The organism is Corallococcus interemptor (genome assembly GCF_003668875.1).
Classification (GTDB): Bacteria; Myxococcota; Myxococcia; order Myxococcales; family Myxococcaceae; genus Corallococcus; species Corallococcus interemptor.
In genome coordinates, this window is the sequence record NZ_RAWM01000008.1 from 71,532 (window position 1) to 93,925 (window position 22,394).

Genomic DNA, 22,394 nt, shown 5'->3' on the forward strand with positions numbered 1-22,394 from the left:
TCATTGATCATTTCCGCAATAAATCATGATTGAAATATCCCGTTCCCTTGGACTGGCGCTCGCCTTGGCATTGCTGGCGGGCTGCGCTGACTCTTCCTCCGACGCGGGCTCGGCCCGGTTCGCTGTCTCCGCACGTCAGGCCGTCGCCTCCACCATCTCCCGCGTCACCGTCACCTCCAGCGGCCCGGGCATCCCTTCGGTCACCATCGTTCTCGCGCCCACCCACGGGGTGTGGGGCGGCGTCATCGGCAACATCCCCGCCGGCCCGAATCGCTCCTTCCTGGCTCGGGCCTTCGATGCCTCGGGCGCGCTGCGCTTCGAAGGCTCCGCCACCGGCATCACCATCTCCGCGGACCAGACGACCCTGGTCGCCATCACCCTCCAGGAAACCCACCCGCCACCGCCCTTCGACAACGAGGCCCCGATCATCGACTCGCTGGTGGCCTCCTCCACCACCGTGCCCACTGGTGGCTCCCTCACCCTGGTGGCCACCGCGCATGATCCCAACCCGGGTGACACGCTCTCGTATGCCTGGAGTGCCACCGCGGGCGCCTTCTCCTCGCCCTCGGCTGCCTCCACCTCGTGGACCGCGCCGCAGTCCACCGGCATTCAAACCCTGACCTTCACCGTGACGGACTCCCGGGGTCTGTCCTCCAGCATCGTCCTGGACGTCAATGTCAGCCAGGACGGAAACGAAGGGGAGGCGCGACTGTCCATCTCCTTCAACAGCTCACCCCGGGTGGCCTCTGTCATTGCGAATCCCACGCAACTGGAGGTGGGGCAGCCGACCGCTGTCTCCGTCTGTGCTTCCGACCCGGATGGCGACAGCCTCTCCTATTCCTGGAGCGCCACCTGCGCTGGCGTCTGGAGCAATGCCTCTTCCCCCTCCACCCGGTTCACTCCGACGCTCCTGCCAGCCGGCTCCTGCAACAACTGCCGCCTGACGGTCGCTGTTTCAGATGGGCGCGGTGGACTGACGACGGGCACCGTCGCCCTGTGCGTCCGCGACACGCCCCCCGACCATCACTTCCCGCCCGTCATCATCCGCTCCTATCGCTCCTCGGACACGGCGACGCCAGGCCAGGTGCTCACCTACGAGGTGGTGGCCAGCGACCCGCAGGGCTCCGCGCTCACGTTCTCCTGGCAGGCGACGACCGGCGTGCTGGGCACCCCGGCAAGCGATGCCTCCCGCAGCCGCATCACCTGGACGGCCCCTGCCTGTGTCAGTCCCGGCACGCCTCCAACCATCACCGCCACCGTCACCAACGCCTTCAACCTGACGGACACCCGGATTTTCGAAGTGACGGGGCTGCCCACCTGCACCGCCTCGGGCATCTGGGTCCCTACCGGCTCCCCGGCCCAGTCTCGCTTTGCCCACACGGCGACGCTGCTGCCCAACGGAACAGTCCTCATCGCGGGGGGCTCCAGCATGGATGAGATCGTCGCGACGGCAGAGGTGTATGACCCGGTCTCGGGCACCTGGAGCCCTACCGGCTCCCTGGCCCAACCTCGCTGGGGCCACACGGCGACGCTCCTTCCCAACGGCAAGGTGCTCGTCGTGGGGGGACGTGACGCCAACAACGGTCTGGTCGCGACGGCCGAACTGTACGACCCGGCCTCGGGCACCTGGAGCCTCGCCGGCACGCCGCTCGCGCCTGGCGCCAACTCGGCGACGCTGCTGCTCGACGGCAGGGTGCTCGCCGCGGGAGGACTGACGGCACAGCTGTACGACCCGGCTTCGGACACCTGGAGCCCCGCCGGTACTCCTCTCTACGCTGTCTTTGACTCACACACGCTGCTGCTCAACGGCCAGGTCTTCTTCGCGCGGAGAAACGCGTCGCAACGGTATGACCCGGTCTCGGACACCTGGATCCCCGCCAGCTCGCCGCTCGCATTTCCCGGCGGCCCCCCGGTGACGCTCCTGCCCGGCGGCAAGGTACTCGCCGCTGGAGGATACGATGTCGAAGTCGATCTGACCTTGCCGACCGCGGAGCTGTACGACCCGGCCTCGGACACCTGGACTTTGACTGCCCCCATGGGGAATCGCGTCTCCTATACGGCGACGCTGCTGCTCACCGGCAAGGTGCTCGTCGCCGGGGGCCTGAGCGAGATACTCGACCCGACAGTCTTCGCACTCGCGACGGCACAGCTGTACGACGCGGTCTCGGGCACCTGGAGCCCTACCGGCTCCCTGGCCCAGCCTCGCTATGGCCACACGGCGACGCTGCTGCTCAACGGCACGGTCCTCGTCGTGGGAGGATCGGCACCGACGGCGGAGCTGTACCTCCCCTGAGCGGATGCTCCGCGCCCTAATAGACGCGGCTGAGACTCTGGATCTGCGTCTCAATCCACGGGATGTAGTGGGAGACCCGCGTGTAGATGCCGGGCAGTCCTGGCCGCGCGCAGCCCACGCCGAAGCTCACGATGCCCTGGAGCACGTAGCCCTGAGCGCCCTTGACGACGAGCGGCCCGCCGCTGTCGCCCTGGCACGCGTCCTTGCCCCCCTGCGCGTACCCCGCGCCGAACATGGCGTCTTCGTCGATGGTGATGCCTTCGGCCCTGTAGCTGTCGGCGACGTCCTGATGCTTGAGGATGGGGACTCCGACCTGCATCAGGATGCTGGACGTGTCGTAGCCACCCTCCCGGGTCAGGCCCCAGCCCGCGACCGTCGCCATCGTGTTTTCAGCGACGCGCTCCCCGGAGTCGGGGAGGCAGACCGGGCCGCGAATGAGGCCCATCTGGCCGCACTTTCCGCTGCCAAACGCGACGAGCCCGGTGCCGGAGCCGAACTTGATGGGCACTTCGAGCTGGACGACGGCGATGTCATTCATCGTCGTGTCCGGATTGTACTGGGGATGGTAGACGGCCCTCGCCACCCGGACGGTCTGTTGCCCGGACGTGGGACGATTCAGGTCATGCGCTCCAGCAGTCACCGTGGCGCCGAGGTAACCGTCATAGACGCAGTGGGCCGCGGTGATGACGATGTCCGTCTCCTCCTTGGGGCCCACGCGCACCAGGCTGCCCCCGCAGTAATGGCTGCCGCCACTTTGCAGGCTGACGATCCAGGGCATGGAATTCGGCCGGGCCTCGGTGCCTCCCACGATCTCCTGGCCCGTGTGACCCACGGGCTCGAACGGCTCCTGCCCGGCCGTTGAACCACCGCACCCGAGAAGCCCGACCGCGACGACGACTCCGCTCATGAAGCGCATGCACTTTCCTGACTCAAGTGCGGAGCAATATAGCAATCGACATGCCGCGCTCACGCGCCCGGGCGGACGTGTGACGGCACGCCGTCTTCGTCGCCCGTGACATGTCAGCGCAGGGGGATGACGCGTCAATCGTCTCGGTCGGCGCGTCGGAGCTGGCGAACCACGAAGACGCGGCGAGCGAAGCCTGACTCACCGGGCCTTCCGTCCGCATCCAGCGCGGACACGCGCCAGACGAACATTCCGGGCTCGGGTGGCGGGAACATGAACTCCGCGCCCTCCACCCGGTGGCCTCCAGGCCCCGCGCGACATCCAGCGAATTGCCGGCCGCGAGCGTGCGGTGGTGGCCCACGTGCGGAGCGCTCGCGCCGACGTTGAGCCCCCCACGCCCGTCGTCCTCATCGCACCCTCCAGCCCGAAGACGCCTGGCGCAGCTCCTCCTCCAGGAACCTCAGCCGGACGCGGACCGCGCGTCGCTCCGGTGCCGCCTCCAGCGCGGCGCGCAGGTGCGCCATCGCTTCCGTCATGTCCCCTCGCTGCGTCGCCTCCTCCGCCAGCCGCTCGAACGCATCGGCCAACGCCGCCAGCCGCGAGCGCACGCGCGGATCCTCGGGCCTCAGCACCCGCGCGGCCTGCAATTGCGCCAGCGCCGTGTCCTCGCCCGCGCCCGACAGCTTCGCCATCGAGATCAACCGGTCCGCGCGCGACAGATGCCCGGCCAACGCCGCCTCCCTCGCGTGCAGCGGACACATCCACGACGCACCCGTAACCCAGAGGAAGGTGATCGCCAGCGCGCTCCACCGCAGCGTCCGTCCGTGCCGCGAGGCCAGGAGCTGCGCACGCACCGGAATGCGCTGCGCCACGGCGGTGCGCCACCGGCGATAGCGCGGGAACGCATGGGGCCGGTCCTTGCCCCGCGCCATCCCCATCAGCGCTTCCGTCTCGTGCCGGGTCCGCTCCAGCGCTTCGCCGAACAGCGCGTGCATCGTCTGCACCAGGTCGAACGGGGGCAGGGTGCTCCGCACGCGCTCCAGCGCCTGCCGCAGCACCTTCGCGCTGGGCGCCCGGGCGGATGGCTCCGGCGCGGTGGCCCACCGCACCAGCCGCTCCAGCTCCGGCGTCACCTGGGGATGGAAGTGGGACGGCTTCAAGGGCCCGGTGGCCTCCGAGGCCCGGCGCAGCGTCAGCAACTCATAGAGCACCCGCCCCAGGCCGTGGATGTCCCACGCGGGCTCCGGGTGCCCTCCGGCGGCCTGCTCCGGCGCCATGTACGCGCGCTTGCCCACGACCAGCCCATCATTCCCGCTGGCGATGCTCGCGGACGCGACCCCCATGTCCACCAGCTTCACCTCGCCGTGCAGCCCGATGATCACGTTGCCCGGGCTCACGTCGCGGTGCACCAGGTGCAGCGGACGCCCATCCAGGTCGCGCTGTTCGTGCAGGTACTCCAGCGCCTTGCCCAGCTCGATGGCGATGGTCACCGCGAGCGCCACCGGCGGCGGCCGGCCGCTCCGCCGCAGCGCCTGCACCAGGTCCGAGGCGTTGCGGCCGTGCACGTACTCCATGGCCATGAAGGGGCGCCCCACCGCGCTGCCCACGTCGAACACCTGGATGACGTTGGGGTGCTGCAGCGTGGCGCTCAGCCGCGCCTCGGTGAGGAACAGCTCCGACAGGCGCGGGTGCCGCGCGTACTCCTGGAACACCAGCTTGAGCGCCACCAGCTTGTCCACGCCCTCCGCCATCGTGTGCCGCGCGAGCAGCACCTCCGCCATGCCACCCGCGCCCAGCCGCTGGAGCAGCTGATACGGCCCGAACGCGTCGAACGGCCGCAGCCCGCCCTGCCACGCCTCCAGGTGCGAAGCGTCACCCGGCGCGGAGGCCTCCTCCACCATGGAGCGCGGCTGGATGCCCACCGGCGTCGGCTCCTCGCGCCACGCGTCCTCGCTCCCACCGGGCGCGCTCGCGACGGCCACTTCCACCGGCTCGGGCGCGGGAGGTTCGCGAGGGCTCAGGGGCAGGGGAAGGCTGTCCGCGTCCAGCTCGACGAACTTCACGAAGTAGCCGCGCGCCCAGCCAGACACGCCGTGCGCCATCACCCGCGCACGGCCGGAGACAACGGGCCCATCTCCCTGGAAGGCCACCTGGAGCGCGAACTCCGTCCCGATGGGCCGTGGCAGGTCCTCGGGGACGAACAGGCCGTGCTCCGTCATGCTCTTCCACAGCCGCGCGCGCGACTCCGGCGCATCCGCGAACGGCAACCGGAACAGCTGGCCCTTCCTCTCTGGCTGCGTCACGCCGGTCCTCCCCCTTTGGGTCTGGCGGTGCGCTTCGCGTCACGGCGAAGCGGTCAACGTCACCTCGATGGGCTCCGGCCGGTCGCCCACCCGCACCTCGGCCCGCCACGTGTCGTGGCCCTCCAGCTGGACGCTCACCTGATGCACCCCGGGCGCCAGCGGCAGCAGCGCCCCCAGCTGCCGCGCGATCCCCATCGCACGGCCATCCACGTAGACGTGGGCCTGGTCCGGCATCACGGCCAGGCACAGCCCCGTCAGCACCGCGCGCTCCACCCGCGCCGCGGCCGGCGCAGGCCGGGAGTCCTCTCCCCAGGGGTCCTCCAAAGCGTCGGCATCCCGCGAGGCCGGGACGGGCGCGCCCGCACATGCGCAGGCGCCAGCCATGAGGAGCGCAATAATCAGACGTCTGGCATTCGAGGGCATGACAGGGATTGGAGCGCCTGCGCGGGGGCCTCCGTCAAGGCACCGGCCCTTCTGTCGCAAGCGTTGTTGCCACGCGTACAGATCGGCGGAAGCAGCGCTCCGGGCGGTGCCTTCCGGACCCACCGCGCGTGCGTGCGGGGTGACCTGGGAGGTGGATGGGTTTGAGAGGCATTGCCCCCGGGGCCGGGTCCGAGGGGATCCACGCATGTCAGACGCCACCCGTAACCTGCTTCACGTTCCAGCCTGAGTCCCAACCCATGACGACCCGACATCCCATGCCCGCCACCGCGACACGGACACCGGCCCCGTCCCTGCCTCCCAGACCCTTCGCCTCCGCGCGTGATGGACTCGTGCGCAGACCGCCCCAGCGCTTCGCGGACATCCGGCCCCTGAGGTTGGAGGACTTCGTGTCCGGCTCGCCGCGTCAGCGGGAGTCCTTCGCGCGGCGGCTCATCACCCACCTGTCCGAGCGCGGCTTCGTCTACCTGGAGCGTCCCACGGCCTTCCTGGAGCGCCACGCCCTGGCGGGGCTGTTCGAGCGCTACGAGGCGACCTTCCAGCACGCGCTCCTGGCGCATCCGTACCTGCGCTCGCTGCTGCCCGCCGCCACGGTGTTCGAGACGGGCTACAACGCCACCTGGTTCCCGGAGTCACCGGTGGTGCGCCAACCCATCGAGGCTTTCATGGCGAAGCCGGCGACGTGGACGGGCTTCCGCCGCCGCGTGGTGCCGGAGCCGGTGCGGGAGCTGTTGGAGGCCTCGGAGGACGCGTACGACGCCTGCCACGCCGTGGGCATCGCGCTCTTGGAGGCGATGGAGCTGGGCTACGGCCTGCGCCCCGGCGGGCTCACGCGGCTGTTCCGCCGCCGCACGGAAGGGGCGGTGCGGTTCGTGAAGTACCACGCGCCCAGCACGGCGCGGCGCAGGCGGGAGGTGGTGGCGCACGCGTCGGAGCCGCACTCGGACAAGAGCTTCTTCACCTTCAACCTGGGGGAGTCCCGGCCGGGGCTGGTGTGGCTGGACGGGAACACGCCGCGCCTGATGCCCAACGACGCCGGGCACTGGCTCATCACCTCCGGCCGGTTCTCCGAAGGGCTGACGCGGGAGCTGGACGCGCCGGTGCGGGCGTTCCGGCACACGGTGCACAACGACGGCGAGCGCGTGGTCATCCTGGGCTTCGTGACGCCCGAGGGCGACCTGCACGACCTGCCGCTGGACGCGTGGCCCGCGCCGCCGCTCGCGGGAGGCGCCCGTGGCTGAGCGCGCGCGCGACGTGGGGGACGACGGTCCGGAGCACGTCTTCTTCTCCCCGCATCCGGACGACGTGGCGCTGGGGGCGTACGCGAGCCTGCTGGGCGTGCCCCGGGGCATCGTGCCCACGCTCGTCACGGTCTTCTCCCAGAGCTGCTGGGAGTTCGTGCTGCCGGTGGACCCGTCGCGGGCCATGGCGGTGACGTCGCGCAGGATGGGGGAGGACCGGAGGTTCGCGCGGGCGCACGGCGCGGACCTGGTGCACCTGGGCTTCCGCGACACCAGCCTGCGCTCGCCGCCCGGAGGCCCCGCCGAGGCCGAGGAGGCCCACGCGGCCCTGGCCTCGCGCGTGCGGCTGGCCCTGGGCGAGGTGCTGGCGAGCGTGTCCCCGGACGCCATCTGCTACGTGCCGCTGGGCATCTCCAGCCACGTGGACCACCTGCTGGTGCGCGACGCGGTGCGGGCCCTGCGCGGCGGGCACAACGTCGTCTACTACGAGGACCTGCCGTACTCCGCGCACCACCCGGAGGACGAGATCGTCGACTACGCGTGGGCGCTCGGGCTGTCGCCCCGGTGTCTGGACATGACGTCGCTGTGGTCCGCGAAGCTGCGCGGCCTGTCCTTCTACCAGAGCCAGCTGGAGCCCCAGACGCTGCCCGCGGTGGAGGCGCACGCGCGGCGGCTGGGCGCGGGCCGGGGCCTCTGCGAGCGCGTCTGGACGGTGGCGTCATGAGCGCGCGGGAACCCTGGGCCGAAGGCGGCATGCTGGTGCACCTGTCCTACGAGGCCACGCGCACGCTGGGCGGCATGGGCGTGGTGCTGGAGCACCTGCTGTCCGCGCCCGAATACCGGCAGGCGTTCCCGCGCACGCTGCTGGTGAGCCCCACGGTGCGGCCCTGCGGCCTGGGGAGCTACGCGCCGGAGGAGTCGCTGGCGCGCGACCTGGAGGCGAACGGAGAGGTGTTCTACAGCGGCCTGCGCCGGGACAACCCGGAGCGGTGGACGCGCGTCTTCCAGCCGGTGGAGCAGGAGCACGACGTGTCGTTCGTCTACGGGCGGCGCGACGCGCCGGGCGGTCCGGTGGAGGTGCTGCTCGTGGACCTCACGGACGTGCTCCGGGGCTACCGGGTGCGCCTGGGCACGCTGCCGAGCTTCCTCGCGCGGCTGCACACGCTGTTGGGCGTGGACCTCCCGTTCGACTGCCGGGGCCCGCGTCCGGCGGCGTGGCGGGGGCTGTCGAAGGTGTGGCGCCAGCGCTTCGGCACGCGGCTGGGCGCGGCGCCGTGGGTCAACCGCCTGTTCCGCAAGGCCGTGCGGCACGGCCTGCTGGACGCGCCCGCGCTGGACCACGACGCGATGCTGGCCATCGTGCTCGCGGAGCCCGTCTTCGACGCGCTGGAGCGGCTGCGCCCGAAGGACGAGGGGGCGGGGACGGTCATCCTGGCGCAGGAGCACCTGTCGCTGCCGCTCGCGTACAAGGCGCTGCTCGACGGTCGTGGCTGGTGCCGCACCGTGTACTACGCGGGCGAGGTGCGCACGCCCCGGGTGCTCGTGGAGTACGGCGAGGCAGGGCAGGGCGCGTCCGACGCGCGCTTCTACAACATCCAGCGCCTGGGGCTGGAGCAGGGCCGGACGCTGGATGAGGTCTACCCCGTGAGCGCCTGGCCCAACTTTCAAATCCTGCGCAACGGCCACCTGTGCGACCGCGTGGGCGCGGTGAGCGCGTCCGTGGCGGACGAGCTGCGCTTCCTGGACGCGCGCTATGCGCTCCAGCCGGTGACGGTGGTTCCCCACGGGCACCGGCCCATCGAGACGGGCTGGGATGCGAAGGAGGCCGCGCGGGCGAAGGTGCTGGCCCATGCGCGCAAGGCGTGGGGGAAGGACTTCCGCCTGCTGCTCACGCACATCGCGCGGGACGAGGTCTGCAAGGGGCTCTGGCGCGACGTGGACGTCTGCGAGCACCTGGCCACGCTGCTGCCCCCGGAGCGCAAGCCCGCGCTGCTGGTGATGGTGACGGAGTGGAACGAGGCGGAGCCGTCCGGCAACCTGCGCGCCTTGAAGACGCGCGTGGACGCGTTCAACGCGAAGGACACGGGCCTGCACATCGCGCTGGTGAACCAGCCCACGTGGCCCGCGGGCCTGGACTTCACGCGGGACGACCTGCACCGCGCCACGGACGTGTCCCTGGGGCAGTCGCTGTATGAGTCCTATGGCCTGGCGCAGCTGGAGGCCCTGGGCTGCGGCGCCATCTGCGTCATCTCCGGCGTCAGCGGCGCCCGGCGGGCCCTGAAGGCGGTGTGCGAGCGGCAGGGGCTGTCGGAGGCCGCGCATCCGAACCTCGTGGTGTCGGACCCGGTGGCGGACGCGCGGGCCGAGGGCCTGGCGCACTCGGTGGAGGGCTGGAAGGCGCTGCCCGCGAGCGTGCTGCGCGAAGCGGAGCTGCGCACCGCGGAGCGCGTGGCGGAGGAGGTGGTGCGGCGGCTGCCTCGCGACGCGCACGAGGGCCGCCTGCTGCTGGCGACGGGCTGGGCGCTGTCGGAGCGGCTGGGCTGGGAGCCGCTCATCCGCGAGCAGCTGCTGCCGCTGCTGCGCTTCCCGAAGCAAGAGGCGCAGGACGTGTCCGGCTGGAGCGCGGCACACGGCTGAAACACCGGTCGCAATCCCTTTCAAAGTGGAGTGCATTCCATGGCTGAGATTGAGAAGGCCCCGGCGCTCATCGTCGCGGCCCACCCGGAGGACGTGGTGCGCCTGTTCAGCACGGTGGCGCCGGGCGCGGCCGTCGCGGTGGTGACGGAGGACGGGGGCGCGGGCCGGGAGCTGGAGGCGGTGGGCCGGGCCCTGGGCGTCCGGAGCACGCACCTGTTGCTGTCGCCCTCGGAGGTGGGGCCGTGGTGCCGCGAACAGCGCGCCTTGGGGGACGTCCGCGTCTTCACGCACAGCCCGCAGGAGGATGCGCCGCTGCACCGCGAGGTGGCGCTGCTCGTCAGCCGCGTCTTCGACCGGCTGTGGGTGCCCGCCACGGGCGCCCGGCCCACGGACTGGACGGTGCTGGACGACGCGGCCTTCCAGCGCAAGCTGGGCCTGCTCAACGCGCTCTACCGCGAGCGCCCGGACGGAGCCCGCTCCGGCGCGTGCACGGACCCCGTGCGCGACGGGCCCGGCATCGAGGCCTTCACGGAGGTGCGCGCGGGGGACGTGGTGCGCGCGCTGTCCCTCACCAAGCCGGAGATCTTCTCCGAGCTCGCGGACCCGTGGGGCTTCGCCCGGTCCACCTACGAGGGCGAGCGCTTCGCCCTCACCGCGAAGGTGCTCGGGACGCTGCGCCAGGGTGTCCCGCCCCGGCGCGTGGTGGACGTGGGCGCGTGCGAGGGGATGATGACCGAGCACCTGCTGACGCTCTTCCCGGACGCGAACGTCCAGGCCGTGGAGTCCGAGCCCCGCTTCGTCGCGCGGCTGCGCGAGCGGCTGGGGCGCCAGGCGCGCGTGCGCATCGTGGAGGCCTGCGCGGAGGACGTGGCGCTGGAGGCGGACCTGGTGCTGCTCGCGGAGGTGCTCTACTACCTGTCCGAGGACGCCGGGCACGGCCTCCTGGACCGGCTGCGCGCGTCCCACCTGCTCACGTCCTACGGAGGCGGCTTCGGCGCCAGGGTGCACGCCGCGCTCACCGCGCGCGGTTGGAGATGCGCCCGGTCCGCGACGCTCCCGGGCCGCATCGAACCCGTGGACGGCACCTCCAGCCCGCTGCTCGTGCGCCGCGCGGGCACGGAAATCCGGCTCTGGGAACGGTGAACACAGGGTCTCATCGCGCTGTCTCAAGAAAGGACCTGAACGGTCGCCGACACGCGGCCCGGCTTGGAGTACATGGAGCCCATGAACTCCAGACTCCGTCGTCTTCTTTCGTTTTCCTCGGTTCCCCTCCTCCTGAGCTGCGGCGCGGCCGCGGTGTCCGACACGCCGGCCGAAGCGCTGGCGGTGCAGACGCAGGAACTGGCCACGGGCACGCCCGCGGGCGTCGGCGTGGTGCTGTTCCTCAACGAGTACGGCCTGACCTTCAACACGCTGGACACGGAGGTGCCGCTCAACTCGCTGGCCGCGCAGAGCATCATCAACTACCGCCACGGGCCGGACGGCATCGCGCACACGGCGGATGACAAGCGCTTCGTCTCCATCGAACAGGTGGACGCGCTGCCCCAGGTGGGCCCGGCGGCGCTGAGCGCGCTGGAGGCGTACGCGCGGGGCACGGGCCGCGTGGAGCTGCCGGTGGACGGCTGGGTGGGCACCTACCACGGCGTGTCCTTCAACGTGGCGGAGGCCCGCCGCGCGCTGGCGGTGGTGAACACGCAGTCGCTGGCGGCGCTCCAGACGACGTACAACGTGCCCGCGGTGGCGGCGAACGCGATGGTGGCGGCGCGGCCCTTCTACGACATCCTGAAGCTGGGCCGGCTGCCGTCCGTGGACACGACGGCGCTGCAGAACCTCAAGGCGGCCACGCAGCAGGGTGAAGAGGGCGACCCCTGCACGGGCGCCGGGACGTGCGGGCCGGACCTGCACTGCGAGGGCAAGCCGTATGACGGCTCCAGCCCCTACGGCCGCTGTGTGACGACGCTGCCCATCCCGGGGAACGACACGTCGTGCTCGCGCTTCGTGCCGTGTCAGGAGGGGCTGGCGTGCCACGGGCTGGACTCGGGCGCGACGGAGGGCTGGTGCCGCCCGGCGTGGATGTCCGGTGAGTTCACCGCGCACTCGGACCTGACGCTGCAGGGGAACACGACGCCGCTGACGGTGACGCAGCCGGTGGTGGGCCTGGCGACGGTGCCGGAGGACATCACGGTGGAGCTGGACCTGGCGCACAACAACCCGTCCAAGCTGGTGCTGACGCTGGAGGATCCGGGCGGTGAGACGGCGCTCCTGTGGGACGGCCCCAACGAGGGCACGCCGCCCAAGCGCATCCCGGTGACGCGCGGCATCCCGCGCGACGGCTCCGTCAACGGCCTGTGGAAGCTGCACATCGTCAACCCGTCGGGCGTGGGCAACGGCAAGCTGCGCGAGTGGAAGCTGAAGCTGACCAGCCGCTGGGACTGAGGCCCTCATCCTTCGAGCCCATCCGGCAGACGTGCTATCACCGGGAGTTCCTTCAAACAGGAGCCTTCCGTGAAAGCACGTCTGCTGATGGGTCGTTACGGGGCCGTGGCGGCCCTTTCCCTGGCGGGCCTGCTGACGCTCGCCGGTTGTGAGCCGGTTCCTCGTGAAGCCCTCGCTACCACCGCGGCTCCGCTGGCCCTCGGGCTCGGAGGCGACACCTCCTGCGTCTGGGGAAGCCCGGACTGCAACCTGTGCAGTCCGGACGTGCCGCTGCGCTTCCAGGAGCTGAGGGACCATGGCGAGGTGCTGGGCTTCCATCCCGGACCGTTCAACCTCAACGTGGCCTACCCGGGGAGCAATCACTGGCAGGGCATCCAGCGCCTTCCGGCCCTCTCCGGACGCCTCCTCGTTCTGTCCAAGCGGGATGACGCCCCCGGAGGCAACGTGGGGCACCTGGTGCACATGGCCACGCGCAACGGGGAAGGCGCGCGCTTCCGCTCCAACCGGCTGAGCCCCTCCATCAAGGAACCCGAGGACACCCCGCCGCCGGTCGCGGATGCCGTGGTGGCGGCGCTGCCGGTACAGGACGGCTACCGCCACGGTGGCGGCATGCAGGCGGTGGGCAACCTCCTGGCGCTGCCCATGGAGGAGGGGCCCGGCCCGGGGCGCATCGCGCTCTATGATTACAATCCGTCCCTGACGCCGGCCCCGTTCGCCTTCGTCGAGGGTGAAACAGCGACCGCGGGCACGGCCTCGTTCACGAAGCTGTCGGACGGGCACTCCCTGCTCCTGCTCGGGCAGGTGGACGCGAACACGCTGGAGGTCTTCCGCTCCTCGGAGACCGACCTCGCTTCCGCGACCAACCAGTGGGTGCGCGTCGACAGGTGGCGGAAGTCGGAGCTTCCGGACGGGCAGTGGGGCGCCTTCCAGAACCTCAACTTCGTGACGGACTGCAATGACTCACAGCTCTACCTGGTGGGCACGCGGCTGGGAGGCCTGCGCTGGGGCGCGGTGAGTGACGACTCCGCGCACCTGTACCGGGTGCACCTGGATGGCCACCTGCGCCTGGAGCACGTCGCCTCCAAGCACCTGTACTGCAGCAACGATGGCTCACGGCAGTGCAACCTGGACGCTGGCGCGGGCCTCTTCGTGGGGCCCGACCGGAGCCTCATCCTCTACGGCACCGAGCACGCGGATGACGGTCCCGGTTCGACGGTGAAGCTGGTGGAGTTCCGCGGCATCTGGGCGGACACCCGCTGTCGCACGGACATCGGGCACGCCTATGCCGACTTCTACGATGACTCCAACTTCAGCGACCGAGGCTTCATCTTCGATTACCCCGACCAGGGCCTGAAGAACTGGGCGCGCTTCGACGACGTCGACAGGTTCAACGACAAGGCCTCCTCGGTTCGCTGGTGCATTCCGCCGGGCTACCGGGTGCGGCTCCATGACGACTCGAACCACAAGGGCGGCTCCAGGGACCTCGTGGGCGATGGCGCGTTCCACGAAGCCAACCTGAACAGCAAGACCTGGGGCTTCAACGACAAGGTGTCCTCCGCGCGCTGGCTGAACGAGTGACGCGGAGGACGGCTGGCCGTGCGGCGCGGGAAGGTGCTATCGCAGGCGTCCATGCGACCACGCCTCGCGCTGCTCATCCCATGGCTGCTCTGCGCGTGCGCGAGCGGAAGGAGCCCCATGAATCCGGATGCCCCTTCTCTTGCGCGCGGTGAGGCGCTGCTGCGCCATGGCACCGGCGGCGACGCGGTCCGGTCCGCCGAGCCAGCTCCCGCCATCCAGGAGCTCGGAGCCCTGGCGGGGGCCGGCCAGGCCTGGACGTCGTGCTCGGCCCGGGCGTCCGTCTACCTGTTCGACAGCTACGCCGAAGCCAGCACGGCGCAGGTCCGGCTGATGAAGCAGGTGCCCGAAGGGAAGCAGGGGAGGGGAACGGTCAACGGCGACTGGCTGATATGGGCCACCGCCGACGCGACGGACGAGGCCGGCCGCGACGTCATCGAGCGGGTGGTCTCCGCCTTCGCGGGCGAGGAGTGAGGCCCTGAAGCCCAAGGAAGGACGTTCCCGCCGGCGTCTCCGGCATGTGCCCCGCCTGCGACATCACCCTGCGAGCCCGGTGTCCCCGTGCACCTCGTGGACGACGCGAAGGACTGATGCCCGTCCATTCATGCGCGAAGCGTGATGAAGGCATGCGGGGCGGGTGAGGCGAAACGAGGGCGCGGGCGTACGATGGTCCCCATGCCTCGCACCTTCCTCCTCCTGCTGCTGCCGCTCACCTTCGGCTGTGCCACGACGCCAGCCCCCTCTCGCGGCGCCGCGCCCAGGCAGGTGGCCTCCGCGGAGAAGCAGACCCTGCTGACCCTGCCGGAGATCCTCCAGCGCATGGAGGCTTCGCCTGTGAAGTATTCATTGGGGGAGAAGGACTCCCCGCCGGACGGCTGGGCCGACACGCTCTGGCCCCAGCGCATTGAGCCGCTGCCCTATGCGCGAGTCGTGAGGGAGGGGGGCAACGCCACACTCGCGCCGCCCTACAGCGACCCCGAGTCAGAGCGCCTGCTCGCGGAGGCCGAGCCGCACTTCCAGGCCAACCGCTTCGATGAGGCGGCGAAGTTGTACGCGCGCGCCACCGAGGTCTGCCCGAAGTGCGCGAACGCCTGGATCTTCCGAGGCGACGCGGCGCTCTTCGCCGGCAAGGCGGAGGAGGCGCTCGGCCATTACCGCAAGGCCGCGGAGCACAACCCCGACGACTACCGCGGGCACTTCTTCCAGGGCCACGCGTTGTCCCGGTTGGGGCGGCGTGCCGAGGCCCGCGAGGCCTTCGCCACCGCGCTGGTGCTCAACCCGCGCCTGCCCACGCTGCGCAAGCTGCTGAAGATGTATCCCGGCTTCGGGCTCGTCATCACGCCCGACGTGATGGTGCCGCACGGCATGGCCGAGCGAACAGAGACCGGCGTCTCGGCGGTGTACGACGGGCACTACGGCACCGCGTGGCTCGCGTTCGCGGCGTGCAAGGCGCTGTGGCTTGGAGAGCCGTCGCACCGCAAGGAGATGACGGGCAGCGACAGTGACACCCAGTTCACCTCCACCGAGGAACTCGAGTGCCTGAACGCCGTGCTCACGGGCTACGAGGTCGCGAAGGAGCAGAAGGACGCGGACGCGGCGGTTCCAGACGAGGGCCTGGAGCGGATGGAGCGCATCGTCGAGGCCGGGATGGCCGACATGCTCGTGCTCTTCGAGCTCGCCTCGCGCGTCCACCCGCAGGCGACGTTGACGCTGAGCGATGACGTGCGCCAGCGGCTGCGCGCGTACGTCCTCGAGTTCGTCCTGCTGGAGCGCGACTGAAGCCCTGGAGTCCTGCGGTGGACGCCTGGCTGGACCGCTTCCGGGCGTTCTGGACGCCGAAGCTGGACGCCCTGGCTACAGAAGTTGCGCGGGGCAAGAAGAAGCGGGGCGAGTAGGGGGCTGGCGGCTCCACTGCCCACGCCGTGTCGCTGGACGCGGCGGGCCGCGCTGGGCAGCCTCCGGCTCCGGCTCCCTTCCCCCTGGAGCCCAAGGAGTCCCACGAATGAAGCTCAAGGCGCTCTGCATCGCCGTATCGCTGCTGGCCGTTCCGGGCGTGGCCGCCGCGCAAAGCCCTTTCGATTCCATCAAGAAGGCCGCGGGCGACGCCAGCAAGTCCACCGTCGAGAAGCGCGTCAACACGAAGCTCACGGACGAGGGCAAGAAGAACCAGTGCAGCTTCAAGACGGGCACCGCGGAGCTGGCCCCCGGCTGCGACGCGAAGCTCAAGAAGCTCACCAACGCCCTCGTGGACGCGAAGAAGCAGCTCGTCGCCGCTGGCGTCAAGAGCTACAAGTTCGAGGTCTCCGGCCACACGGACTCGACGGGTGATGCCGCGAAGAACAAGACGCTCAGCGAGCAGCGCGCGGAGACCATCGTGAAGGAGCTGGTCGCGCGCGGCATCCCCCGCAGCGAAATCACCGCCGTGGGCTACGGCTCCGAGCGCATGCTGGTGAAGCCGGACAACACCGAGGCGAAGAAGGCGCAGAACCGCCGCTACGAGCTCCAGGTCCGGCTGTAATCCCTCTCACGGACGACAGGGCGGCGTCGCTGGCGCCGCCCTGCCATTCCGGAAGGAATCAGGGAGAGACGGGGGCGTAGACGAAGCCCACGTCCACGTTGGAGACGGTGGGCAGGCAGGTGGGGCTCGTCCCGGACATGCGGGCCTTCCAGCAGAGCTGGTTGCCCGGAGTGCTGGAGACATCGAGGACGACCTCCTGGGCTCCCGTGGGGAACGTCACCGGCTTCCAGGACGGCGTGAGGTTGAGGGTGCAGGAGTACGAATTGCACACGCGGCAGTCCGTGGCCACCGCGTAGGAGATGGCGGCGCTGGCGCCACAAGCGGAGCCTGGCGCGTCCTCCTTGCGGAAGCGGACCTGGGAGATGGCGCACCACGGCTCCGTGATGACGGTGCTGGGGTACAGCACGGACGACCTCGCCTCGCTGCTCGTGTCGCCCTGGAACTGGAAGACGGCGTCGTTGAAGTCCCGGTCACCGCCACCGCCGAGGTCCTCGAAGGCCAGGAGCCACGTCGCCGGGGTGCCGCCGGGCGCCCCCAGCAGGGCGTGGGGCATGTTGCCGTTGCCCGAGACAGCAACGGACGCGGCCTCCATGGGAAGCGAGGTCTGGGACAGGGCCTCCGCGTCCAGCCACCCGCACAGGTTCTGGCCCGTGGCGGCGACGGCGCACGCGCCCTCGATGGGACGGGGATCCTCGGGGAGGCAGGACTCCGAGGCCTCGCAGCCGATGTTACGGGCCACGACGGGTGTCTGGCCCACGGGGTCCTGGTCCAGGTTCCACTTCGACCTGGAGAAGAACACCGACGTGGAGGTCTTCAGGTGCAGGGTGCACTGCCCGTTGGCCGCCTTGCGCAGACACGGGTACACGCGGTTCTCGTAGGGGTCGTGGAGGGAGTCGTTCGCGACGACCAGGAAGAAGACCAGCTCCCGGCCCGCCTCGATGGTTCCCAGGTCCACCGCCTCGCCACCCGCGGGGAAGAAGACGGGGTGGCCCAGTCCCCGGGCGTTGTTCAGGGCGTGGGCGGGCTCCAGAAGGTTGGGGATGCGCGCGAAGAGGCCATTGTCCGAGAAGCCCGTCCGGGGGACCGCGGCCGTGTTGCTCCCCACCACGTCGATTCTCACGGTGGAGTGGCTGCCCGGGCGGGCGTCCGGCAGGAGCACGCTCGCCGTGAAGGCGCTGGTGCAGGACTCATTGAGCGCCAGGTCGGGCTGGCTGTAGGTGAGGCCTCCCGAGGTGAAGGTCCGGCTGCAGCGCCGGGTCGTGCCCACGTAGGGACGGGCCTGGGAACCGGTCGCGGGGGCCAGGTTGTAGAGGTCCTCGTGCAGGTCCGTGATGCCATTGCCGTTGGTATCCAGCAGGTTGCCATTCACGTCGAGGTAGCCCCGCGTCATGAGCTCATCCACGTAGAGGTATCCCAGGGACGGGCGCGTGCCGGAGGCGTCCTGCACGTACGTTGCGCTCAACCGCTGGGACACCGGCAACACGAGGTGTTCCGCGGAGGTGAGCGCCTGCGGCGGGGTGGCGCGCAGCGTCTGCTCCGGCGTGAGCTCCGCCTGACGCAGGAACTGGAAGGACCCCTCCGAGAAGGGCGGCACCCAATCCTCTTCCAGGTTGAGGTTGTAACAACCGTACTGCGGCGTGGCGGCGCCGGCCGGCCCAGGGAGGGCCGTGGACAGCAAGGCACCCCAGGCCATCAGGCCCAGGACGTGAAGAGAACGCGGACGCAAGTTGGGACTCCCCGGTGGATGGAACACCCGGATGATACACACCTCCACGTAAACACGTGCCTGGGTCATGATTGGCTTTGCCGGGTGCGGGTGTCATCAGACCCGCTCCGGCTGCTGACAATGAATGGCAATTCAGGCTGTCGCGGTGTCAGGGTTGGACGGTATGGTGCCGCCGCGCCGTGAGGGTTTCACTTCACGGTCGAGGGGGAGTCCACACCATGTTCAATCGTTTCACACTCGCCGTGCTGGCGGGTCTTCTGGGCGCTGCCTGTGGTCAGGTCGCGCCCGAGCCCCAGCAGGAACAGGCTCTGGCATCCACGGAGCAGGCATTGACCGGATTCACCGGTCCCATGACGAACTCGCACTCCACGCCCACGCTCGCGCTGCTGGGGAATGGACGCGCGCTGATGGTCGATTACGTCTCGGAGGTCTACAACCCCACGGCCAACACGTGGGCCGCCACCCCGGCGCGGAGTCTCCCGCGCTTCTCCAGCACGCTGGTGGCCCTGGCGGATGGCAGGGCATTGGCCGTGGGCGGCGCGCTGGGCGCTCCCTCCACCCCCTATGCCAATGTCGACATCTATGAGCCACAGACGAATACCTGGGCCGTCACGACCGCCCTGAACCAGCCCCGGAAGCAGGCGCTGGCGACGCGGCTCGCGGACGGGCGGGTCCTGGTGGTGGGAGGCTTCAACGCGTCCAACATGCAGACGCGGAGCGCGGAGCTGTTCCAGCCCGCCACGGGGACCTGGACGCCCGTGCCCACCGACGCGAACTTCCCGCACTACGCGGACGACACCATCACACTGCTCGCGGATGGCCGCGTGATGCTGGTCAACAACATGGGCGTGGAGCTCTTCGATCCCGCCACGAACACCTTCGCGAAGGTGGGCACGTCCGCGAATGGCCGCTATGACCACGTCGCGGCGCGGCTGCCGGATGGACGTGTCCTGTTGACTGGCGGGAGCCGGAACACGTCGGAGCTCTTCGACCCGGTCCTGCTCCAGTTCACGCCCACCGGCGCCATGCTCGTCCCCAACCGGCACTTCGCGGCCGCGGCGGTCATGGCGGATGGCACCGTGCTCGTCGCCGGCGGACATGATGGCGTGGCCACGACCTTCGGATCGATCGAGCGCTACCACCCCGACACGGGCACCTGGACCCAGGAGCCGGACCTGCTGCAGAAGCGGCACCGTGCCGCGATGGTGCAGCTTGGCTCCGGGGACGCGCTGGTGGTGGGAGGCGCGTACCGGATCGGGGCGTACTCCGACATGTCCATCAACGGAGCCCAGGCCGCGGAGCGGCTCTTCGGCTCCTGCATGCCCCAGTCCTGCGCGGCGCAGGGCAAGACCTGTGGCACCGTGTCCGACGGGTGCGGCGGCACGCTGGAGTGCGGCACCTGCGGCGAGGGCCAGAGCTGCTCCGCCGCCAACGTCTGTGTCTGCGCTCCCACCACCTGCGCGGCGCAGGGACGGACCTGCGGTCCGGTGTCCGACGGGTGTGGCGGCACGCTCGCCTGTGGCTCCTGCGGCGCGGGCGAGGTGTGCGCTCCAGGCCCGGGCGCCTGCGTGGCCGCGCCGGAAGGGCACGCGCTGTACGACGTCATGCAGGGGGCTCCTGTCTGCCCCAGCGTGGCCTCGGGCTGTGACTCGGATGCGCTCCTGGTGGGCCGGGGCCCCCTGGGCCCGGAGCTCCACGCCCCCAACACGGTGGCGGCCAGCCCGTGCGCGGACGGGACGGCGGGGACGTTCCACGTCGATGCGTCCCTGGACCGGCTGGAGGTGAAGACCCTGGACGGAAGCCCGCTCCAGGCGGGCAGGACGGTCCAGGTGAACGTGACGCTCTGGAACGCCTCCGCCGCGACCCGCGTGGACCTCTTCTCCGCTGCGTCCGCCAACAGCCCGAACTGGGTCCTCCAGGCGTCGCTGACACCCGGCGCCGCGACGGGCGCCCAGGTCCTGTCGGCCACCTATGTGCTGCCGGTAGGCAGCCGCCAGGTGCTGCGCGGCATCGTCCGCGATGACGGCCCGGGCACGCCCATCGTGGAGTGCTCCAGCTCGCCGTACGCGGACCATGACGACCTCGTCTTCCAGGTCGACAGCGCCGACGACACGACGGCCCCCGTGCTGGCCATCACCTCTCCGGTGACGGACACCGTCGCGAAGCAGCGCGTGGTGCAGCTCCAGGCGTCCGCGACGGACAACCTGGCGGTCCAGCGCGTCGAGTTCCATCTCCAGACCCATCCGCCCGATGGTGCCCTCACGCTGCTCGCCGTCGACACGGTGCCCCCGTACACCGCGAGCTGGGACCCCCTCTCCACGACGGCCTCGTCCTTCAAGGTGGTCGCGCGCGGCTACGACTTCGCCGGCAACCGGACCGAGGTCTCCCGGACCTACGCCATCGACAACACGCCGCCGAGCGTCGCCATCACGTCGCCCGCGAACGGCGCGACCGTGAGCGGCACCGTGACCCTGACTGCGACCGCCCAGGACGCCTTTGGCATCCAGGGAGTGTCCTTCTACTTGGATGGCGCCCCCCTGGGCACCGTCCAGACCCCGCCCTACACCGTGTTCTGGAACACGGCGACCAGCACCCTGGGCACCCACCAGCTGCACGCGATCGCGCAGGACGGGCTCGGCAACCTCGGCATCTCCAGTTTGCTCACAGTCACCATTTCGTCCGGGCCACCTCCCGGGCCGAGGAGCGCCGTCTACGACGCCAACTGGAAGACCCCGGCCTGTCTCGGCACCCCGGGCTCGGCGTGTGACTCGGTCGCGCTGCTCACGGGCCGGGGAGGTCTGGGGCCGGAGCCTCACGCCCCCAACACCGTGTTCGGCACCTGCGCGGATGGGCCCTACGGCGTGTTCCACTCGGATGAGTCCGTGGATCAGCTGGTGGTCTCCACCGTGGATGGCGGGACCCTTCGTCCCGGGGCGCTCGTGAAGGCGACCGCCACGGTCTGGGCCTTCAGCACGACGGACGTCCTCGACCTCTACTCGGCGCCGAATGCCGCTTCGCCGGTCTGGACCTTCATGGGGACCGCGACGCCCCAGAGCTCGGGCGTCCAGAAGCTGTCCGTGACGTTCCCGCTGCCCTCCAGCGCGGCCGGGGGAATCCAGGCGGTGCGTGCCGTCTTCCGTTACGGAGGCTCGCGGAGTGCGTGCCCCAACGGCAGCTACGACGACAAGGATGACCTCGTCTTCAGCGTCCAGTAGCCCGTGAGATTGGCGCGCGGTCTTCAGCCGCGCGCCAATCCCGGCTCAGGCCTTCAGCGCTTCGATGATGCTCGTTCCGCTCGCGGTGGTGTGGATGCGCTCCACCTTCCAGGAGGTCGCGGTGAGCAGCGAATGGAACTCCTCGCGGGTGCGCTCGCGCCCGTTGGCGACCACCAGCATGTTGAGGTCCATCAGGTGGGTGGGGTCCGGATTCCGGTTGTCTGGAATCACCAGCTCCACCACGAAGAGCCGGGCCCGGGCGGGCGCCGCCGCGTGGAGCCGGCGCAGCAGGGTGGTGGAGGCGTCATCCTCCCAGTCATGGAGGATGTGCTTGAGCAGGTAGGCCTCCGCGGGCGGGATGCCGGGCTCGAAGAAGTTCCCGGCCACCACGTCCACCCTGCCGGTGAGGCCCCGGGCCGCCAGGACGGGCTTCGCGCTCTCGGCGACCTGGGGCAACTCGAAGAGGATGCCCCGGCAGGCAGGATGGGCGCGCAGCACCTGCGCCAGCAGATCGCCGTGGCTGCCGCCGATGTCCGCCACGCGCGCGAAGCGGGAGAAGTCGACGGTGCGGGCCACTTCACTGGCCACCAGCTCGGACCAGTTGCCCATGGACTGGGCGAAGTGCTCCGCCTCCTCGGGGTTGCGCGCGAAGTGCTCCCAGATGTCGCAGCCGAGCGCGGCCTTCATGGGGGAGCTGCCGGTGCGGATCGCCTCGGTGAGGTGCCCCCAGGGCAGCCAGTGCGACGGGCTGCTCTGGATGATGGCCAGCTCCCGCAGCGAGCCGGGGACGTTCGCGCACAGGCCCTCGCCCATGGGCGTCAGCGCGAAGACCCGGTCGGGGAAGGCCACGAAGAGGCCCGCGGCGAGCCCCGCGCGCATCAGCCGGAACAGCGCTTCCGGGTGCACGTTCAGCTCGGCCGCCAGCGAGTCACTGCCGCGGGCACCTGACGCGAGCCGGTCCGCGATTCCCAGGCGCGCCACGGTGCCAATGACCTGCGTGCGCCAGTAGCCGGTGATTGCCGCGTGGAGCTGCTGCGCGGGGGTCGGGTTGTCGCCGGGAAGGGTCTTCATGTCTGGAGTCTAATCGAAGTCCCTGGCCGCGAAG

General features: G+C 70.5%; 16 protein-coding genes. 11 read left to right on the forward strand and 5 right to left on the reverse strand.

The annotated features are described in order from the left end of the window. Positions 1-25 precede the first annotated feature (25 nt). On the forward strand, positions 26-2,293 hold the full coding sequence (locus tag D7X96_RS04980; RefSeq protein ID WP_121769110.1) for a Kelch repeat-containing protein: 2,268 nt from the start codon (positions 26-28) through the stop codon (positions 2,291-2,293). 16 nt (positions 2,294-2,309) lie between these two features. On the opposite strand, the gene D7X96_RS04985 is transcribed toward D7X96_RS04980, so the two are convergent. The 3 genes from D7X96_RS04985 to D7X96_RS39890 form a co-directional block, all read right to left on the reverse strand. Next, positions 2,310-3,209, reverse strand: a complete 900-nt coding sequence (locus tag D7X96_RS04985; RefSeq protein WP_121769111.1) for a serine protease — start codon at positions 3,207-3,209, stop codon at positions 2,310-2,312. A gap of 395 nt (positions 3,210-3,604) precedes the next feature. After that, the gene (locus D7X96_RS04990) at positions 3,605-5,500 is read right to left on the reverse strand and encodes a serine/threonine-protein kinase (RefSeq protein ID WP_147468232.1); all 1,896 of its coding nucleotides are present in this window, start codon (positions 5,498-5,500) and stop codon (positions 3,605-3,607) included. Between the two features lie 39 nt (positions 5,501-5,539). Next, complete coding sequence (locus D7X96_RS39890) at positions 5,540-5,824, reverse strand: PEGA domain-containing protein (protein ID WP_158616134.1); 285 nt, start codon at positions 5,822-5,824, stop codon at positions 5,540-5,542. Between the two features lie 356 nt (positions 5,825-6,180). On the opposite strand from D7X96_RS39890, the gene D7X96_RS05000 reads away from it, so the two are divergent. From D7X96_RS05000 to D7X96_RS05045, 9 genes are all read left to right on the forward strand, one after another. Beyond that, positions 6,181-7,182 (forward strand): isopenicillin N synthase family oxygenase, encoded by a 1,002-nt coding sequence (locus D7X96_RS05000; RefSeq protein ID WP_147468234.1) that lies wholly within the window; start codon positions 6,181-6,183, stop codon positions 7,180-7,182. Then, positions 7,175-7,906, forward strand: a complete 732-nt coding sequence (locus D7X96_RS05005; protein WP_121769115.1) for a PIG-L deacetylase family protein — start codon at positions 7,175-7,177, stop codon at positions 7,904-7,906. Before D7X96_RS05000 ends, D7X96_RS05005 begins: the two co-directional genes overlap by 8 nt. Beyond that, the gene (locus D7X96_RS05010; protein ID WP_121769116.1) at positions 7,903-9,819 is read left to right on the forward strand and encodes a glycosyltransferase; all 1,917 of its coding nucleotides are present in this window, start codon (positions 7,903-7,905) and stop codon (positions 9,817-9,819) included. Before D7X96_RS05005 ends, D7X96_RS05010 begins: the two co-directional genes overlap by 4 nt. A gap of 39 nt (positions 9,820-9,858) precedes the next feature. Continuing rightward, complete coding sequence (locus tag D7X96_RS05015) at positions 9,859-10,962, forward strand: class I SAM-dependent methyltransferase (protein WP_147468235.1); 1,104 nt, start codon at positions 9,859-9,861, stop codon at positions 10,960-10,962. A gap of 81 nt (positions 10,963-11,043) precedes the next feature. Continuing rightward, entirely contained in the window at positions 11,044-12,255 is a 1,212-nt protein-coding gene (locus tag D7X96_RS05020) for a proprotein convertase P-domain-containing protein (RefSeq protein WP_121769146.1), read from the forward strand. Positions 12,256-12,324: 69 nt separating this feature from the next. Continuing rightward, the gene (locus tag D7X96_RS05025) at positions 12,325-13,833 is read left to right on the forward strand and encodes a hypothetical protein (RefSeq protein ID WP_147468236.1); all 1,509 of its coding nucleotides are present in this window, start codon (positions 12,325-12,327) and stop codon (positions 13,831-13,833) included. Between the two features lie 117 nt (positions 13,834-13,950). Continuing rightward, positions 13,951-14,304: a hypothetical protein gene (locus D7X96_RS05030; RefSeq protein ID WP_121769119.1), complete on the forward strand. Its 354-nt coding sequence runs from the start codon at positions 13,951-13,953 to the stop codon at positions 14,302-14,304. 201 nt (positions 14,305-14,505) lie between these two features. Further along, positions 14,506-15,609, forward strand: a complete 1,104-nt coding sequence (locus D7X96_RS05035) for a tetratricopeptide repeat protein (protein ID WP_121769120.1) — start codon at positions 14,506-14,508, stop codon at positions 15,607-15,609. 223 nt (positions 15,610-15,832) lie between these two features. After that, positions 15,833-16,348: an OmpA family protein gene (locus tag D7X96_RS05045; protein WP_121724287.1), complete on the forward strand. Its 516-nt coding sequence runs from the start codon at positions 15,833-15,835 to the stop codon at positions 16,346-16,348. 58 nt (positions 16,349-16,406) lie between these two features. Here D7X96_RS05045 and D7X96_RS05050 read toward each other — a convergent pair whose 3' ends face one another. Then, complete coding sequence (locus D7X96_RS05050) at positions 16,407-18,074, reverse strand: DUF4114 domain-containing protein (protein WP_158626554.1); 1,668 nt, start codon at positions 18,072-18,074, stop codon at positions 16,407-16,409. Between the two features lie 350 nt (positions 18,075-18,424). Here D7X96_RS05050 and D7X96_RS05055 point away from each other — a divergent pair, with 350 nt between their 5' ends. Then, positions 18,425-21,289 (forward strand): Ig-like domain-containing protein, encoded by a 2,865-nt coding sequence (locus D7X96_RS05055; protein WP_158626555.1) that lies wholly within the window; start codon positions 18,425-18,427, stop codon positions 21,287-21,289. Positions 21,290-21,334: 45 nt separating this feature from the next. On the opposite strand, the gene D7X96_RS05060 is transcribed toward D7X96_RS05055, so the two are convergent. Continuing rightward, on the reverse strand, positions 21,335-22,360 hold the full coding sequence (locus D7X96_RS05060; protein ID WP_121724288.1) for a methyltransferase: 1,026 nt from the start codon (positions 22,358-22,360) through the stop codon (positions 21,335-21,337). Positions 22,361-22,394: the final 34 nt, after the last annotated feature.

What these genes read in the sequence shown, in the direction of transcription:
- D7X96_RS04980 (WP_121769110.1), top strand. Translation starts at nt 26, where the DNA reads ATGATTGAAATATCCCGTTCCCTTGGACTGGCGCTCGCCTTGGCATTG.
- D7X96_RS04985 (WP_121769111.1), bottom strand. Translation starts at nt 3,209, where the DNA reads ATGCGCTTCATGAGCGGAGTCGTCGTCGCGGTCGGGCTTCTCGGGTGC.
- D7X96_RS05000 (WP_147468234.1), top strand. Translation starts at nt 6,181, where the DNA reads ATGACGACCCGACATCCCATGCCCGCCACCGCGACACGGACACCGGCC.
- D7X96_RS05010 (WP_121769116.1), top strand. Translation starts at nt 7,903, where the DNA reads ATGAGCGCGCGGGAACCCTGGGCCGAAGGCGGCATGCTGGTGCACCTG.
- D7X96_RS05015 (WP_147468235.1), top strand. Translation starts at nt 9,859, where the DNA reads ATGGCTGAGATTGAGAAGGCCCCGGCGCTCATCGTCGCGGCCCACCCG.
- D7X96_RS05020 (WP_121769146.1), top strand. Translation starts at nt 11,044, where the DNA reads ATGAACTCCAGACTCCGTCGTCTTCTTTCGTTTTCCTCGGTTCCCCTC.
- D7X96_RS05030 (WP_121769119.1), top strand. Translation starts at nt 13,951, where the DNA reads ATGAATCCGGATGCCCCTTCTCTTGCGCGCGGTGAGGCGCTGCTGCGC.
- D7X96_RS05035 (WP_121769120.1), top strand. Translation starts at nt 14,506, where the DNA reads ATGCCTCGCACCTTCCTCCTCCTGCTGCTGCCGCTCACCTTCGGCTGT.
- D7X96_RS05045 (WP_121724287.1), top strand. Translation starts at nt 15,833, where the DNA reads ATGAAGCTCAAGGCGCTCTGCATCGCCGTATCGCTGCTGGCCGTTCCG.
- D7X96_RS05055 (WP_158626555.1), top strand. Translation starts at nt 18,425, where the DNA reads ATGACGAACTCGCACTCCACGCCCACGCTCGCGCTGCTGGGGAATGGA.
- D7X96_RS05060 (WP_121724288.1), bottom strand. Translation starts at nt 22,360, where the DNA reads ATGAAGACCCTTCCCGGCGACAACCCGACCCCCGCGCAGCAGCTCCAC.